12 protein-coding genes and 2 tRNA genes are annotated in these 16,864 nt (G+C 41.1%); 4 read left to right on the forward strand and 10 right to left on the reverse strand.

All coding sequences use genetic code 11. From position 1 onward, the window contains the following. Positions 1–62 precede the first annotated feature (62 nt). From FEE42_RS05480 to FEE42_RS05505, 6 genes are all read right to left on the reverse strand, one after another. Positions 63–2,528: a glycogen/starch/alpha-glucan phosphorylase gene (locus FEE42_RS05480; protein ID WP_059365775.1), complete on the reverse strand. Its 2,466-nt coding sequence runs from the start codon at positions 2,526–2,528 to the stop codon at positions 63–65. Between the two features lie 242 nt (positions 2,529–2,770). After that, entirely contained in the window at positions 2,771–4,198 is a 1,428-nt protein-coding gene (gene glgA, locus FEE42_RS05485) for a glycogen synthase GlgA (RefSeq protein ID WP_135968998.1), read from the reverse strand. Between the two features lie 115 nt (positions 4,199–4,313). After that, on the reverse strand, positions 4,314–5,609 hold the full coding sequence (glgC, locus tag FEE42_RS05490; protein WP_059365777.1) for a glucose-1-phosphate adenylyltransferase: 1,296 nt from the start codon (positions 5,607–5,609) through the stop codon (positions 4,314–4,316). Positions 5,610–5,630: 21 nt separating this feature from the next. Continuing rightward, the gene (gene glgX, locus FEE42_RS05495) at positions 5,631–7,625 is read right to left on the reverse strand and encodes a glycogen debranching protein GlgX (protein ID WP_164027883.1); all 1,995 of its coding nucleotides are present in this window, start codon (positions 7,623–7,625) and stop codon (positions 5,631–5,633) included. 60 nt (positions 7,626–7,685) lie between these two features. Further along, complete coding sequence (glgB, locus tag FEE42_RS05500; protein ID WP_164027884.1) at positions 7,686–9,875, reverse strand: 1,4-alpha-glucan branching protein GlgB; 2,190 nt, start codon at positions 9,873–9,875, stop codon at positions 7,686–7,688. Between the two features lie 10 nt (positions 9,876–9,885). Further along, on the reverse strand, positions 9,886–10,494 hold the full coding sequence (locus FEE42_RS05505) for a hypothetical protein (protein ID WP_164027885.1): 609 nt from the start codon (positions 10,492–10,494) through the stop codon (positions 9,886–9,888). A gap of 291 nt (positions 10,495–10,785) precedes the next feature. On the opposite strand from FEE42_RS05505, the gene upp reads away from it, so the two are divergent. The 3 genes from upp (at position 10,786) to hda (ending at position 13,542) form a co-directional block, all read left to right on the forward strand. After that, positions 10,786–11,412 (forward strand): uracil phosphoribosyltransferase, encoded by a 627-nt coding sequence (gene upp / locus FEE42_RS05510; RefSeq protein ID WP_018357133.1) that lies wholly within the window; start codon positions 10,786–10,788, stop codon positions 11,410–11,412. A gap of 112 nt (positions 11,413–11,524) precedes the next feature. Then, positions 11,525–12,781, forward strand: coding sequence for a nucleobase:cation symporter-2 family protein (locus FEE42_RS05515; protein ID WP_059365782.1), 1,257 nt, complete (start codon positions 11,525–11,527; stop codon positions 12,779–12,781). A 65-nt stretch (positions 12,782–12,846) separates the two neighbouring features. Then, positions 12,847–13,542, forward strand: coding sequence for a DnaA regulatory inactivator Hda (gene hda, locus FEE42_RS05520; RefSeq protein WP_059365783.1), 696 nt, complete (start codon positions 12,847–12,849; stop codon positions 13,540–13,542). A 39-nt stretch (positions 13,543–13,581) separates the two neighbouring features. Here the strand turns inward: hda and der are convergent, their stop codons facing one another. From der to dnaQ, 4 genes are all read right to left on the reverse strand, one after another. Then, a complete protein-coding gene (der, locus tag FEE42_RS05525) occupies positions 13,582–15,096 on the reverse strand; it encodes a ribosome biogenesis GTPase Der (protein ID WP_059365784.1) in 1,515 nt (504 codons plus the stop codon). A gap of 119 nt (positions 15,097–15,215) precedes the next feature. Then, positions 15,216–15,292, reverse strand: a tRNA-Asp gene (locus FEE42_RS05530). Between the two features lie 60 nt (positions 15,293–15,352). Then, positions 15,353–15,429, reverse strand: a tRNA-Asp gene (locus tag FEE42_RS05535). 77 nt (positions 15,430–15,506) lie between these two features. Beyond that, on the reverse strand, positions 15,507–16,274 hold the full coding sequence (dnaQ, locus tag FEE42_RS05540; protein ID WP_164027886.1) for a DNA polymerase III subunit epsilon: 768 nt from the start codon (positions 16,272–16,274) through the stop codon (positions 15,507–15,509). A gap of 60 nt (positions 16,275–16,334) precedes the next feature. On the opposite strand from dnaQ, the gene rnhA reads away from it, so the two are divergent. Next, entirely contained in the window at positions 16,335–16,811 is a 477-nt protein-coding gene (rnhA, locus tag FEE42_RS05545) for a ribonuclease HI (protein ID WP_059368805.1), read from the forward strand. The last annotated feature ends 53 nt before the right edge of the window (positions 16,812–16,864 follow it).

The following is a 16,864-nucleotide window of genomic DNA, read 5'->3' on the forward strand; positions in this document are numbered from 1 at the left end:
GTCAATTTTAACCGCACTTTTTATGTAAACGAAAGAAAAAATCCCCTTACGGGGATTTTTATTTAGTTGGTTTTATTAAGCGGCTCAATTTTCCAGATATTTTTTGCATACTCCAAAATCGTCCGATCTGATGAGAAAAATCCCATGTTAATGATATTTTGGATGGTGCTTTCAATCCATTGGTCGCGATGTTTGTATTTTTCATCCACCAATTTTTGTGCCTCTACATAACTACGGAAATCGGCAAACACTTGGTAGTAATCATAATATTGTAATCCCTGCAATAGTGGTAAATAGCGTTGCGGCTCCTCCGGTGAAAACACCCCGGCAATAATCTGCTCAACCACCGTGCGTAATTCCACATCATTTTGATAATAATCAAACGGATGATAACCATCACGACGAAGCTGCTCTACTTGTGCTACCATATTACCAAAAATAAAAATGTGATCTTCGCCGACATTATCCAAAATTTCCACATTCGCACCATCTAAGGTTCCGAGTGTTAATGCGCCGTTGAGCGCGAATTTCATATTACTGGTTCCCGAAGCCTCAGTACCCGCAAGGGAAATCTGTTCGGAAATATCCGCCGCAGGAATGATAAGTTGTGCCAAACTCACACTATAATTCGGAATAAACACTACTTTTAAACGCCCTTGTAAGCGTTCATCATTATTGATGATTTTGGCTACATCATTGATAAGATGAATCGTCTGTTTTGCCGCGTAGTAAGCCGAGGCTGCTTTACCCGCTAAGATAAATACGCGCGGTTGCCAATTTTTTTCAGGGTTAGCAATCATCGCATTGTAACGGGCGATGATATGTAACACATTCAATATTTGGCGTTTGTATTCGTGAATACGTTTTACCTGTACATCAAATAAAGCTTTAGGGTTCAATTCAATACCGAGTTCCCGTTTCACATAATCGGCAAGTTTAACTTTATTGGCATATTTAATATCTGCAATCGTTTCTTTAAACGCCTTTTCATGCGCTACGGTTTCTAATTTTTTGATTTGGCTTAAATCACAACGCCATTCCTGACCGATATATTGATCAAATAACGCGGCTAATTGAGGGTTTGCCACAGCCAACCAACGGCGAGGCGTAATACCGTTCGTCACATTAGTAAAGCGTTCCGGATAAATACGTGCAAAATCAGCGAAAGTGGATTTCACCATCAAATCGGAATGGATTGCCGCCACGCCGTTTACTTTGTGTGAACCGACTACGGATAACCATCCCATACGTACTTTGCGTTGATAACCTTCCTCAATCAGTGATACGCGACGAATAAACTCATTATCCGTTGTAATGTAAGTCCGCACGTATTCTAAGAAGTGGTCATTAATGTCAAAAATCATTTGTAAATGACGTGGCAAGACTTTCGCCATCATCTCAACCGGCCAAGTTTCTAGCGCTTCTGACATGAGTGTATGACAAGTGTAAGAGAAAATACGGCATGTCATATCCCAGGCGTTTTCCCACTCAAAGCCTTCCTCATCAACTAACATCCGCATTAATTCCGGAATCGCTAAGGCTGGATGCGTATCGTTTAAGTGAATCGCTACTTTATCGGCTAAATTTTCAAGGCTATTGTGAACACGCTTATGACGTCGAATAATGTCTTGTAGAGACGCCGACACCAAAAAATATTCCTGACGTAAACGTAACTCCCGCCCATTCCATGTGGAATCATCAGGATAAAGAACCCGTGATAAATTTCGGCTGGAAGCACGAGCCTCTACCGCAGCCAAATGTTCTCCACGATTAAATTCCGCAAGATTAAACATTTCACCGCCATGAGCCGACCACAAGCGTAAAGTCGCTGCCGAATCATTTTTATAACCCGGAATCATTTGATCATAAGCAAGTGCGGTGACTTTTTCCTGTGGATTCCAGATACATTTTCCCCCCTCAAAATGGATGTTGCCGCCAAAGGCAACATGGAAACGCTTGGACAAACGTAAAAACTCCCACGGAGCCCCCTTTTCCAACCACGCGTCAGGGCGTTCTACTTGCTGGCCGTCTTCGATTTTTTGACGGAACATACCATATTCATAACGAATCCCATATCCCATTCCCGGCAAACCAAGCGTAGCGATAGAATCCATAAAGCACGCAGCCAAACGCCCTAAACCGCCATTTCCTAACCCCGGATCCACTTCTTTTGCAATAATGTCTTCTAAATCGACATTAAGCTCACTTAACGCTTCTTTCGTTAAATCATAGACTTCTTCTGCAATCAGAGCATTAGACAATGTTCGTCCGATTAAAAACTCCATTGAAAGATAATGAACGCGCCGTGCACCTTCAGTACGAGCTTGACGCGCAGCGGTAATCCAACCTTCGGTAACAAGATCCCGTACCGCATATAAGGTTGCATTTAACCAATCCCGTTTACTTGCTTCCCGTGGTGAGCGGCCGATAGAAAAAATTAATTTATAAACGATGGATTTTTTTAGTGCTTGAACATCCAACTTAGGACGATTATAAAGAAATGGAGAATCAAAATTATCCATTATCATGGTAATAAACCTCTATTAAAAAATGAGAAACAGGAGAGATAGCTAAACAATATAAAATTCCATCGTGAACCAAGTAGGCATTTTAAAAAAATACTAAACTTCAAAAATAATACAGCCTATTTCTAAACATCCCTTTGGATTAACTATCAAGTATCTAACCACAAAAAAACGTGTGAATTTTAGCCTTTATTAGTTAAAAAACAACCAAATTTTATATTTATTTGGGTGTTTTTTAATCACCATTATAAACGCTGATATAAGCCAACATATTCTTTGGCAACTTTACGCCAACTAAAATCTTGTTCCATTGCATTGCGTTGAATCGTTGCCCATGTACGAGGTTCTTGCCAGAGAGCAAAAGCCTCTTGTAAGCAACAACGAAGTTCCTCTGGATTCGCATGGTCGAAAACAAAGCCTGTTGCTGTATGCTTTTTGATGTTTTCCGATGTGCTGTTTACAACGGTATCGGCTAGTCCTCCTGTTTTTCTTACCAGCGGTAACGTCCCATATTGCAAGCCATAAAGTTGGGTTAAGCCACAAGGCTCAAAACGGCTTGGCACTAAAATCACATCTCCGCCTGCGATCATCAAATGGGAAAGCGCTTCGTCATATCCGATTTTCACTGCAATATTTTGAGGGTAAGTGGCAGAAAGCCGGCGAATAGCCTCTTCCAAATGGGCGGAACCTGAGCCGAGAATGACGAGTTGCCCGCCTTGTTTAACAATGTCGTCCGCACTCTCAACTAACAAATCAACGCCTTTTTGCTCTGTTAAACGGGTAACCATAACAAAAAGTAACGCATCGCTTACCGGTAAATTGAAGTAAGTCTGAAGCGCCGATTTATTTTTCTTTTTGCCATCCATAGCTTTTTGTTTGTAGTGATACTGGATATACCCATCACCACTCGGATGCCAAATTGTTTCATCTACGCCATTTAAAATACCGACCAATCTCCCCTGTTCACGTAATCCGATTAACAAACCTTGCAAACCATAAGCAAATTCTTCTGTGGTAATTTCTTGAGAATAAGTCGGGCTCACGGCAGTAACCACATCAGAATAATATAAACCGGCTTTTAAATAAGATATTTGACCAAATAATTCCAGACCATTTATGTGGAACATTCCTTCCGGTAGCCCAATTTCATATAGGTGACGATGATGAAATATCCCTTGATAAGCTAAATTATGAATAGTAAAAACGGATTTTGCCGGTTTGCCTTTATTAAACAAATACGCGGCGCTAAGTCCGGCGTGCCAGTCATGCGCATGTACAATTTCAGCCCGCCACCACGAATCAAGCCCGGTGGACAATTCAGCCCCTACCCAACCTAACAAAGCAAAACGTTTATAGTTATCCGTATAGTCATTGTAATGTATATCGTGATAAGGATTGCCCTCACGATCATATAAATGTGGTGCATCAATTAAATAAACTCCCACACCCTTGTGTTCGCCGTAGCGTAATACAACATGCCCCGCAAAATTATCAAACTCCGCCACAATATGAGTTTCGCCAATCCCCCGACAAATAGCAGGATAGGCAGGCAATAAAATTCTTGCATCTATCCCTATCTGTTTTTGAGCAAAAGGCAGCGCGCCAATAACATCGGCAAGCCCCCCTGTTTTTAATAGGGGATAGAGTTCCGAGCAAACATGTAATACTTTCATTAGATATCCTATTTTTTTAACCATACACCACGCTCCCAACTTCCATTATTTAATCAAAATCAGGAGAAATTTAATTAACAAAGTGCGGTCAATTTCAACCGCACTTTTTATTTGATTAGTCTAAATGCGCTTCCGAAGCCACTTCCTCTCCTTTCAATCTTTGTAGCATACTATGAGTTACTAAAATGACTTTGCCTGTCGAGCTGACTCGGAAATGTTTTTTGTCTTCTTCGATGTCAAAACCGATTCGCATACCGTCAGGAATTTTGCAATTACGATCAACAATACAATTTCTTAAAGTACAATTTTTACCGATTTCCACTTCAGGTAAGATAACACAATAATCAATACGGGAGCCTTCTTCAATTTTGATGCGATCAAAAAGCACGGAATAATTAATGGACGCATCCGTAATCACACAACCGCCACCAATTAAAGAATTATCAACCGGACGAATATTCGCATTTTTATAGAAAAATTTTGAAGGATACGCTTGTACCGGATTACCACGAATCGGCCAACTTTGATCATAAATATCCAATTGTGGTCTTTCCGATACTAAATCGATATTGGATTGCCAAAAACTATCCAATGTTCCCACATCGCGCCAATAGATTTCCCCCTCCGTATTACGTCCCATGCAAGAACGGCTGAATGGGTGGGCATAAAGTGTTTCTTCCGTTAAACATCTCGGTAATATATCTTTGCCAAAATCATGACTGGTTTGCGGCTTATGTACCTCACACTCCAGCATTTTATAAAGATAATCCGCATCAAATACATAAATGCCCATTGAGGCAAGCGATATATCAGGCTTGCCAACCATCGCCGGCGGATCTTTCGGTTTCTCAACAAACGCTTTCACTTTTAAGTTTTCGTTTACCGCCATCACACCAAATTCATGGGCTTCCGAACGGGGAACTTCAATACAACCGACGGTACATTTTGCACCACTGGTTATATGATCCATCAACATCACACTGTAATCTTGCTTATAAATATGATCCCCCGCCAAAATTAAAATATATTTCGGACAGTAGTGATCACGAATAATCGCCATATTTTGATAAACCGCATCTGCCGTACCACGATACCACGTGGTATCATCAATTTGTTGGCGGGCCGGAAGCATATCTACAAATTCGCCTCGTTCTTGTGGTAAAAACGACCAACCGGTTTGTAAATGGCGTAATAAGGAATGCGCCGCGTATTGCGTCACGACACCAATCCGATTTAAGCCGGAATTAATACAGTTTGACAGGGCAAAATCAATAATACGACGATTACCGCCAAAATAGAGTGCGGGTTTCGCTCGTTTATCGGTTAGTTCGTGAAGACGTGAGCCGCGTCCACCGGCTAAAATAAGAACCAAGGTATCTTTTACAAGAGCGTTTTTGTCAGGGCTTTTCATTATAATTAACTCCGTTTGTCTTTAGTTATCCACGCTATACAACAAACAAAATGCCATACTGCTTACCGTTACTTCCTGTGACTGGATAAATGTTAAGTTTGTTGTGTCCACAAAGGCTTTCCATTGGCTTACAGCACTATTAGGCAATATGAAAGTCTGAGATTCTGCTTTCGCATTAATTAAAAAGAGCCATTTTTCGTCCAATAAAATTTGTAACGCTTTAACTCCAAAGTTATGCCAATCCTCTTGCTGCATAGGTGTTCCCCGTACACTCAACCAACTGACATTATCATTTGACCACCAAGCATTTTTTTGCAAACTCCAAATTTTTTTGCGAAGTGCAATCGTTTGCTTCGTCACTTCAAATAAATTTTTATTAAAGTTTTCCCATTTCAACCAAGCAATTTCGTTATCTTGGCAGTAAGCATTATTATTACCGTACTGCGTATTACCAAACTCATCGCCTGCTAACAACATTGGCGTTCCATTAGCGAGCAATAAACTCATCAACAATGCTGTTTGAGCGCAAGTGCGGTCGTTTTCTATCCTATTTTTTTGTGCTTCGCAAAGAGTAACGGATTCCCCTTCTACGCCATGGTTATAACTGTAATTTTCATTACGCCCGTCTCGGTTTTGTTCGCCATTCGCTTCATTATGCTTTTCGTTATAACTCACTAAATCCTGCAATGTAAAACCATCATGGGCAGTAATAAAATTAAGAGAACAATGCGGCAAACGCCCCTCTTTTTTAAACAAATCGCTCGAACCGGCAAAACGCTCGGCAAATCCTCCGATTTCGCCACTTTTCCACAACCAAAAACGACAAATATCATCACGGAAACGATCATTCCATTCGGCAAAATAATCGGGGAAATGCCCCGCCTGATAACCGTAATGTCCGATATCCCATGGCTCTGCAATCAATTTAATATTTTGTAAACCCGGTTCATTGACTATATCGGCAAAAAGTTGGGCTGAAGAATTAAAATCGGGTTTATCCCGCCCAAGCACCGTTGCCAAATCAAACCGAAAGCCGTCAATATGACATTCTTCCACCCAATAACGTAAGCAATCCACCACCCATTTACGCCCGACCTCAGAGGATAAATTAAGCATATTGCCGCAGCCCGTCCAGTTAATGTAATGCCCGTTATCGTTGCGCCAATAGTAGGTTTGATCATCAATTCCGCGCTGACAAAATGTGGGAAAATGTTGTTCTGATTCTGCGGAATGATTGAATACGACATCTAACACCACTTCGATACCCGCTTGGTGAAAAGCCTTCACCATCGACTTAAATTCGGTCAGCGGCTGATCCGTTGCGGCATATTTAGGCTCAACAGCAAACATAGCAAGGGGATTATATCCCCAATAATTTTGCAAACCACGTGCCTGTAAGTGCGGTTCATTGAGGTGAAAATTGACAGGTAATAATTCTATTGTCGTCACACCTAACTCTTTTAAATACGCAAGGTTAATCGGGTGTGCCAACCCGGCATACGTCCCCCGCAAGGTTGCAGGGATTTTCTCGTTTAATCGGCTAAAACCTTTAACATGCAATTCATATACGATGGTTTCAGCCCAAGGAGTATGAGGTTTTTGGTCTCCGTTCCAATCAAAATCATCTTCAATAATGACCGCTCTTGGGGCAATATGGGCGTTGTTGCGGTGATCACTGAGCAAGAACCACTGCTGTTTTTCCACACAACTTAAATCAGGTTTATGGCTTACCGCTTTGGCATAAGGATCAATCATTAATTTTTGCGGGTTTGAATATGGCCCGTGAATACGAAAACCGTATTCTGTACCATTTCGTACACCGATAACCGCCAAATGCCAAATATTATCGGTACAAGCCATGGTGAAACGGGTTTCAGTTTCGCCCTCAAATAAACAGAGTTCCACCTGACTTGCTGCAGCCGAAAACAAACTAAAATTAGTCAGTTCCACGCCATTTTCGACTTTTCCCGAACAGCCAAACGGGGTCGGCACGCCTAAATCAAAAACTTTGAACATCGCCTTATCATCAATTCCTAAATAATTCTCGCCAACCTAATCGGCGGAGATAAAAATAAACTATCCTAAATATTTCAAATAAATCGTTGCTAATGGAGGAATAGAAACCGAGATTGAATTTCCTCTTTCATGACTTTCGATCGCTTCACTTTGGACACAACCAAAATTACCTACGTTAGAACCCTGATAATACATTGAATCGGTATTCAAAATTTCTTCATACTTACCAGCCATATTCACGCCCATACGGTAATTATGGCGGGGGACGGGAGTAAAATTGCTGATGATAACAATCCTTTCACCATTACCGCTTCGGCGTTCAAAAGCAAACACAGAATTTTCGGCATCATTCACAACCAGCCAATCAAAGCCTTCCGGAGAATGATCAAGTTCAAAGAGCGGCCGATTTTGCTGATAAATATGATTTAAGTCTTTGACCAGTTTCAACACACCTTTATGCCAACCACCGCCAATGTTTTCATCAAGTAAGAACCAATCTAAACTTTCTTCGTAATTCCACTCTCTGCCTTGCGCAAATTCATTCCCCATAAAGAGCAATTTTTTACCCGGATATCCCCACATATAGCCATAATAAGCACGTAAATTGGCAAATTTTTGCCATGTATCACCAGGCATTTTGTCAAGTAAAGAGCATTTTCCATGAACCACTTCATCATGGGAAAGCGGCAACACAAAATTTTCACTGTATTGATAAACCATACCAAAGGTCATTTTATTATGATGATATTGGCGATAAATCGGATCGAGCTTCATATAAAAAAGCGTGTCATTCATCCACCCCATATTCCATTTAAAATTAAAGCCTAAACCGCCATTTTCACTAGGATGAGTTACACCGACAAATGAAGTTGATTCCTCCGCAATAGAAATTGTTCCTTCCATTTCATTATGGATTTTCCAATTGGTATGTTTTAAAAATTCGATCGCTTCGAGATTTTCACGCCCACCATACTGATTAGGAATCCATTCTCCCTCAGGACGACTATAATCTCGATAAATCATTGATGCCACTGCATCCACACGAATACCGTCCAACCCGAAACGTTCCAACCAATAAAGGGCATTACTGGAAAGAAAATTACGTACCTCATTACGCCCATAGTTATAAATCAACGAGTTCCAATCTTGATGATAACCTTCACGCGGATCAGCATATTCATACAACGCCGTACCATCAAAAGCCACTAATCCATGAGTATCGCTAGGAAAATGTCCCGGTACCCAATCTAAAATCACATTAATACCGGCTTCATGAGCCCGTTTCACCAAACGTCGAAAACCTTCTGCCGTGCCAAAACGGCTGGTTGGAGAATAAAGCCCAAGAGGTTGATATCCCCAAGAACCATCATAAGGAAATTCAGAAAGTGGTAAAAACTCAATATGAGTAAAGCCCATATCTTTCACATAGGGAATGAGTTCATCGGCAATTTGGTCATAATCAAGCCAAAAATTATTTTCAAGATTACGCCGCCATGATCCTAAATGGACTTCATAAATCGAAATCGGCTGATTAGCTTGATTTGCTTTACGGCGGGCTTCTGTCATTTCCACCACATTCGGTAACACACTCACTTGAGAGGCAGTATCCGGACGAAGTTGAGAACTAAAGGCATAAGGATCCGCCTTCAAACGGAAATTGCCATAGCAATCAATGAGTTCAAATTTATAGAATTGCCCAAGGCTGACTTTCGGGAGGAATAATTCCCATACACCACTTTTTGAATGGTATCGCATCGGATGGCGGCGACCGTCCCAGTAGTTGAAATCTCCAACCAAGGAAACCCGTTTTGCATTCGGCGCCCATAATCGGAAATTCACCCCGCTCACCCCATCGCACTCAATAAAATGCGCGCCTAAAACTTCATAAGGCCGTAACATCGAACCTTCTGAAAGTAACCATTGCGCTAAGTCGTCCGTTATGGAAGGGAATCGATATGGATCTTCAATAATTTGAGCTTCATTTCCCCAAAAAACCTGTAATTGATAGGCAAAAAATTGCTGACGATTCAACATCACCGCAGCAAAAAAACCACGTTCGTCTAATCGTGCTAGTTCAGCAACCGATTCACCGGACTCACGATCTATCACTAGCACACGATTTGCATCGGGTAATAGGGCTCGAACTTCAATGCCGTTTTCCGTTTTATGCATTCCCAATGTGGTAAAAGGATCACCATTGGTTGCTTCAAAGAAACTATCAATTATGGAATGGGTAATCGCTGTTGTCATAGCAGACTCCTTACACTTTTCGCCCTGTCTTAAGCATCGCAAAGCAAGTTTTTAATGATTCATTGTTAAACATCAATTCCAAGAATTGGGTGAGTTTTTTACGCCAATTCGGATATTCATACAAAATGCCGGATAAACTTGGAATATTTAAATAGAGGAACTTCAACCAGCAAAGAGAAAAAGCACTACAAAGATTTATCTTTTTCAGTACGGTAGAAACATTCTTTAGTAAAACCGGTAGCCGAATTGAATCGTATTGGGATTTTGTTGAAACGAGTAATTGATAATAACCAAAAGAAAGTGGGAGCAAAGAAAGTGCGGTAGAATTTTGAGTAATTTTTTGTGCGATTGAAACGCTATTTTCATCAAGCAATTCAAGGCATATTATCGGTTCGGTAAGAGCAATCCGTTCAACATTATAATGGATGGGCTCATTTTCAAAGCAAGCCAAAACATCATCAAATTCAGCTATTCGGCATTTACTTTCAATCGGCTTCAGCAACTCAATAAAAGGCGATAACGTTTCCGTTTCTGCATAAATGAGCCGCCCATCAAGATTATCATTTGTGGGGATAATTCCCAACTTTTGGGCGGATTGTTGAAGCAGTTCCCATTCCATACGACTAAACACACAACAAATAACAACTTAATTTCATTCTAGTCTTGCTTAAAATAAATACAACGACTTTTATTTAAATTAGTGATCTCTGTCAAAATTTAATTTTCTATCTCCTCGTTTTTCTTGAAAATTTTTTCCAAAATCACGTTTTAAACCACAGAAATATAAACGCTATATAAGATTTTTTATCAATAAATTACTAGAGTTTTTCTATTTTCTGATTTAGAATCGTGCGATTTAATTTTTCATCACTCACATTAATCCATTCACTTGCAGCTAAGGGGTAAAATCATGAAACTTGTCGAAGTTAAACATCCGCTGGTAAAACACAAATTGGGTGTTATGCGCGAAGCAGAAATTGATACGAAAAAATTCCGTGAACTTGCAACAGAAATCGGCAGTTTATTAACCTATGAGGCTACGGCTGATTTAGAAACGGAAAAAGTCATTATCGATGGTTGGAACGGCCCCGTTGAAATTGATCGCATTAAAGGAAAAAAAGTAACCGTCGTACCGATTTTGCGTGCCGGTCTCGGAATGATGGACGGCGTATTGGAACATATTCCAAGCGCACGTATCAGCGTTGTGGGGATTTACCGTAATGAAGAAACCCTTGAGCCCGTACCTTATTTTCAAAAATTAGCGAGCGATTTGGAAGAACGTCTTGCGATTGTGGTCGACCCGATGTTGGCGACCGGCGGTTCAATGATTGCAACCCTTGATTTATTAAAAGCGAAAGGTTGTAAACACATTAAAGTATTAGTGCTTGTGGCAGCCCCTGAAGGAATTAAAGCATTAGAAGCGGCACATCCCGATATTGAGCTCTATTGCGCTTCTGTCGATGATCACTTAAATGAACACGGCTACATTATCCCGGGATTGGGTGATGCGGGTGATAAAATTTTTGGAACAAAATAAGACAAGGTTCTAAAACATCAAGGCGGCTTTCAAGCCGTCTTTTTTCGGGCGGAAAACAGATATCAAACTGACCGCACTTTCAAGTTAATTCAAACAGAGAGTTGAAACTAAAATGACCAATCAAAATCAAACACCTTCTACTCAAACAGAAGAAGTACAAAGCCTTGCCAAGCAATCCTTTGTCGGCTTACAAATGCTCTTCGTTGCCTTTGGTGCCCTTGTGCTTGTACCGCTCATCACCGGTTTAGATTCAAATACCGCCTTACTTACCGCCGGCATAGGCACGCTATTATTTCAGCTTTGTACCGGCAAACAAGTGCCCATTTTCCTAGCCTCCTCTTTCGCTTTTATTGCCCCTATTCAATATGGCGTACAAACTTGGGGAATCCCAACTACGATGGGAGGCTTGGCTTGTGCCGGCTTGGTCTATTTTGCCCTTTCTTCACTGGTTAAAATTCGTGGCAGCCAAGCCTTAGAGCGTATCTTCCCGCCGGTTGTTGTCGGACCGGTAATCATCATTATTGGGATGGGGCTTGCCCCTGTTGCCGTCAATATGGCATTAGGCAAAGATAGTGCCTATGCTTATAATGATGCCGTGCTCGTTTCTATGATCACCTTAATCGTTACCCTTTCTGTTGCGGTATTTGCAAAAGGATTAATGAAGTTGATCCCGATTATGTTTGGTATCACGGCAGGTTATATTCTTTGTCTTTTCCTCGGTTTAATCAATTTTCAACCGGTAATAGACGCCCCTTGGTTTGAACTGCCTAAATTGACAAAACCGGAATTCAACCTTGAAGCCATTCTCTATATGCTGCCGATTGCTATTGCACCTGCAGTGGAACACGTGGGCGGTATTATGGCGATTAGCTCCGTAACAGGAAAAGATTTCCTAAAAAAACCGGGATTACATCGCACCTTATTAGGTGATGGCGTAGCAACCACTGCCGCTTCATTGATTGGCGGCCCTCCAAATACAACTTATGCGGAAGTCACCGGTGCGGTTATGCTCACCCGCAACTTTAATCCTAATATCATGACTTGGGCAGCGGTGTGGGCAATTGCGATCTCTTTCTGCGGCAAAGTGGGAGCATTCCTTTCCACCATTCCAACCATCGTTATGGGCGGCATTATGATGCTGGTCTTTGGCTCTATCGCCGTAGTAGGGATGAGTACCTTAATCAAAGGTAAAGTCGATGTGACTGAACCTCGCAACCTTTGTATTATCTCCGTAGTAATGACCTTTGGTATCGGCAATATGTTTGTCAATGTCGGCGATATCGTTGCGTTAAAAGGCATTAGTTTATGTGCGATCGTTGCAATTGTGTTGAACTTGATTTTGCCAAAAGCAAAAAATAACGTAGAATAAAGCCTAAAATTAAGGGCTAAAAAAATAGCCCTTTCTTCCCCCTAAATCAACAGCGTTATATCATTTTGAATCAGCAATTACCTTTGCCCATTCATCAAATTGATGATTGTACATTTGAGAATTTTTATGCAGACAATAATTTGTTACTGCTTGATTCTCTACGCAAAAATTCGCAGCAGATTCAACAACAATTTTTCTATATTTGGGGAACGACAGGCTGTGGTAAAAGCCATTTACTTCGCGCCCTCAACAATCAATATTTAAATGAACAACGTGTCGCAATTTATGTACCGCTAAGCAAATCCCGTTATTTCTCTCCGGCAGTGCTGGAAAATTTAGAACAACAGGAATTAGTCTGTTTGGATGATCTTGATTCCGTTATGGGCGATCCGGAGTGGGAAATCGCAATTTTCGATTTATTTAATCGAATCAAAGCAAGCGGTCAAACGCTTTTGCTCGTGAGTGCCACACTCTCTCCTTCCGCATTAAACGTACAATTACCCGATTTAGCATCACGTCTAAAATGGGGTGAAATTTATCATCTTTCAGCGCTAACGGATGAACAAAAACTTGAGGTGTTACAAAAAAACGCCCGTCAACGCGGTATTGACTTACCTGCTGAAACGGCACAGTTTTTACTTAAACGCCTAAATCGCGACACACACACCTTATTACAAGCCTTAGAAAGGCTCGATAAAGCCTCATTACAGGCTCAACGTAACCTTACTATTCCCTTTGTGAAGGAAACGTTGGGACTATAAAGACAAAAAGTGCGGTCAATTTAACCGCACTTTTCCCTATCATTTTTTCGATTTCTTAATAAATTTCATCAAACGTTTACGTTTGCGTAACTGATTCGGCGTGAGCTTATTTTTACGTCCGGCAAACGGATTATCGCCTTCCTGGAAGATCAAACGAATCGGCGAACCGATAATTTTCAAGCTTTTACGATAATAGTTTGATAAATAACGTTTGTAGGAATCCGGCAATTTTTCCATTTGATTACCATGTACTACGATAATCGGCGGGTTATAACCACCCGGATGGGCATATTTTAATTTAATACGACGCCCCCCGATCATTGGCGGTTGATGTTCATCTGTCGCCATTTGCAAAATGCGGGTAAGCATTGAGGTCGTCATTTTTTGTGTGGCGCAAGCATAAGCTTCTTTAATGGAATCAAACAAATTACCCACACCACTGCCGTGTAACGCAGAAATAAAATGCACACGGGCAAAATCAATAAAATCTAAACGGCGGTCAAGTTCCGATTTCACACGATCTTTGATTTCTTGATCCAAACCGTCCCATTTATTCACCACAATGACAAGAGAACGACCTGCATTCAAAATGAAACCAAGCAAAGACAAATCTTGGTCTGAAATATTTTCACGTGCATCAATGGTAAGCAACACCACATTCGCATCTTGAATAGCTTGCAGGGTTTTTATCACGGAGAACTTCTCGACCGCAAGATGTACTTTCCCCCGCTTACGCACCCCTGCCGTATCAATCAACGTATAGTGCTGTCCGTCACGTTCCATTGGAATATAAACGCTATCCCGTGTGGTTCCCGGCATATCATAAACCACCACCCGGTCTTCACCTAAAATACGGTTGGTTAACGTAGATTTACCGACATTAGGACGACCGACTATCGCAATTTTGATATGTTTATCTTGTTCGCTATCAATTTCTTCTTCCAGACTTTCATCAAGTAATGCGGTATCTTCTTCCGAATCAAAATCAAACCCTTGCGCCCATTCATCCTGCTCTTCATCGGAAGTGCGGTCGGTTTCTTCTACGTTTTCTATTTGTTCGGCAAAAGGAGCAAGCACCTGTTCCATTAACTGGGTAACGCCACGCCCTTGCGACGCGGCAATTTGTTCGATATTGCCCAAGCCTAATTGATAAAATTCCGCACAGTGAGAATCAGCATCAATGCCATCGGTTTTATTTGCAACCACAACCGTGATTTTATTCTCCCGTTGGCGCAAATAATTTGCAATGCCGATATCTGCGGCGGTCAGCCCCGCACGAGCATCAACGAGAAAAAGCACAATATCCGCTTCTTCAATAGCAAGCAACGATTGCTCTGCCATTTTTTCTTCTACGCCTTCTTCCGTACCATCAATACCACCGGTATCAATCACAATAAATTCATGTCCGGCAATATGTGCATGACCATATTTACGATCACGGGTTAAACCGGGAAAATCTGCTACCAAGGCATCACGGGTGCGTGTTAGGCGATTAAACAGCGTTGATTTTCCTACATTTGGACGCCCAACAAGGGCTACAACAGGAGTTGCCATAAAAAATCTCTTATCTTGTCAAAAATGGGGGCATTATAGCGGAAGTTAGGGTGTTGGTAAAAAATCATTTGAAAACAAATAAAAAAAGCACCCATAGGTGCTATTTATTGTTAAAAAATTGGCGGAATGGACGGGACTCGAACCCGCGACCCCCTGCGTGACAGGCAGGTATTCTAACCAGCTGAACTACCACTCCGCAACTAAATATCGTTATTGTTCACTTTTGTAAACACATCAATAAGGAGTAAACGAAAATTGGCGGAATGGACGGGACTCGAACCCGCGACCCCCTGCGTGACAGGCAGGTATTCTAACCAGCTGAACTACCACTCCGCTAAGTGGAGCGTATAATAATGATCCGCCTTTGTCTCGTCAATCTTTTTTTTCTAATTTCACACCTATTCGTTCATTTAATGCACGGATTCATCATTTGCACGTAAATCCCACACGCATTTTCCATTACTCTTTTTATTGATCATTTTCAATAACTCCAAATGGGCTTGTAATTCTTCTTCATTCGGTTGTAAGCGTTTTAAATTATTAGAAAAAGTAACCGCACTTTCTATTGATTCCGCAGCGCTTCTTTCTATCGTAGCCACCATAGGGATTTCCTCTTCCCCCTCCTCAAACAAGCTGGTTTGTCCGCCTGTCATGGAAAGATAAACGTCTGCTAAAATTTCCGCATCCAGTAATGCCCCGTGCAACGTTCGCTTACTATTGTCAATACCTAATCGATCACACAACGCATCCAAACTATTACGCTTACCAGGATACATCTGACGTGCCATTTGCAAGGTATCCGTTACCACGCAAATATCCGTTGTTTTGACATCCAATCCTAATTTACGAAATTCATAATCCATAAATCCCACATCAAAGGGCGCATTGTGAATTAAAAGTTCCGCCCCCTTAATATAATCTAAAAATTCTTGGGCGACCGCCTTAAATTCCGGTTTATCGGCAAGCATCGCATCGGTAATACCGTGAACTTTAATTGCCTCTGGATCGACCGGTCGGTTCGGATTAATATAAATATGGAAATTATTTCCCGTATAACGGCGATTCACCAATTCAACCGCACCAATTTCAATAATACCGTGTCCTTCATAATGTGCACCTAGCTGGTTCATCCCCGTTGTTTCCGTATCCAGTACAATTTGGCGATTTGGATTAATCATTTGTTCAACCTATTTCTTTCCTTTAGAATGACCGGTATTTTACACAACAACGATTTTGTTATGCAAAAACAGATTGAAATTTTTACTGACGGTTCGTGCCTCGGCAATCCCGGTACAGGGGGAATTGGTATTCTATTACGCTATAAAGAGCATGAAAAACAACTTTCCAAAGGTTATTTCAACACCACAAACAATCGCATGGAATTACGTGCAGTAATCGAAGCGCTCAATACATTAAAAGAACCTTGCCAAGTTACTCTTTACAGTGATAGCCAATATATGAAAAACGGTATCACTAAGTGGATAACAAATTGGAAGAAAAATAATTGGAAAACCAGCAACGGTAAGCCGGTAAAAAACCAAGATTTATGGTTGGCACTTGATGATGCTATTCAACCTCACAAAATTGAATGGCAATGGGTAAAAGGCCATGTAGGACACCGTGAAAATGAAATTTGTGATGTTTTGGCAAAAAAAGGGGCGGAAAATCCTACTTTTGAGGATAAAGGCTACTCTCTAGAACAAAATGATGATTAAATTTTTCTGTTTTATAAGCAAAGATTGTTTAAATTTCGAACTTATCACATTTA

The organism is Rodentibacter caecimuris (genome assembly GCF_010587025.1).
Lineage (GTDB): Bacteria > Pseudomonadota > Gammaproteobacteria > Enterobacterales > Pasteurellaceae > Rodentibacter > Rodentibacter caecimuris.

Coding starts and splice junctions, on each gene's coding strand:
- upp (WP_018357133.1), top strand. CDS start 10,786: ATGAAACTTGTCGAAGTTAAACATCCGCTGGTAAAACACAAATTGGGT.
- glgC (WP_059365777.1), bottom strand. CDS start 5,609: ATGAAAAGCCCTGACAAAAACGCTCTTGTAAAAGATACCTTGGTTCTT.
- rnhA (WP_059368805.1), top strand. CDS start 16,335: ATGCAAAAACAGATTGAAATTTTTACTGACGGTTCGTGCCTCGGCAAT.
- dnaQ (WP_164027886.1), bottom strand. CDS start 16,274: ATGATTAATCCAAATCGCCAAATTGTACTGGATACGGAAACAACGGGG.
- FEE42_RS05480 (WP_059365775.1), bottom strand. CDS start 2,528: ATGATAATGGATAATTTTGATTCTCCATTTCTTTATAATCGTCCTAAG.
- der (WP_059365784.1), bottom strand. CDS start 15,096: ATGGCAACTCCTGTTGTAGCCCTTGTTGGGCGTCCAAATGTAGGAAAA.
- glgX (WP_164027883.1), bottom strand. CDS start 7,625: ATGTTCAAAGTTTTTGATTTAGGCGTGCCGACCCCGTTTGGCTGTTCG.
- FEE42_RS05505 (WP_164027885.1), bottom strand. CDS start 10,494: ATGGAATGGGAACTGCTTCAACAATCCGCCCAAAAGTTGGGAATTATC.
- FEE42_RS05515 (WP_059365782.1), top strand. CDS start 11,525: ATGACCAATCAAAATCAAACACCTTCTACTCAAACAGAAGAAGTACAA.
- glgA (WP_135968998.1), bottom strand. CDS start 4,198: ATGAAAGTATTACATGTTTGCTCGGAACTCTATCCCCTATTAAAAACA.
- glgB (WP_164027884.1), bottom strand. CDS start 9,875: ATGACAACAGCGATTACCCATTCCATAATTGATAGTTTCTTTGAAGCA.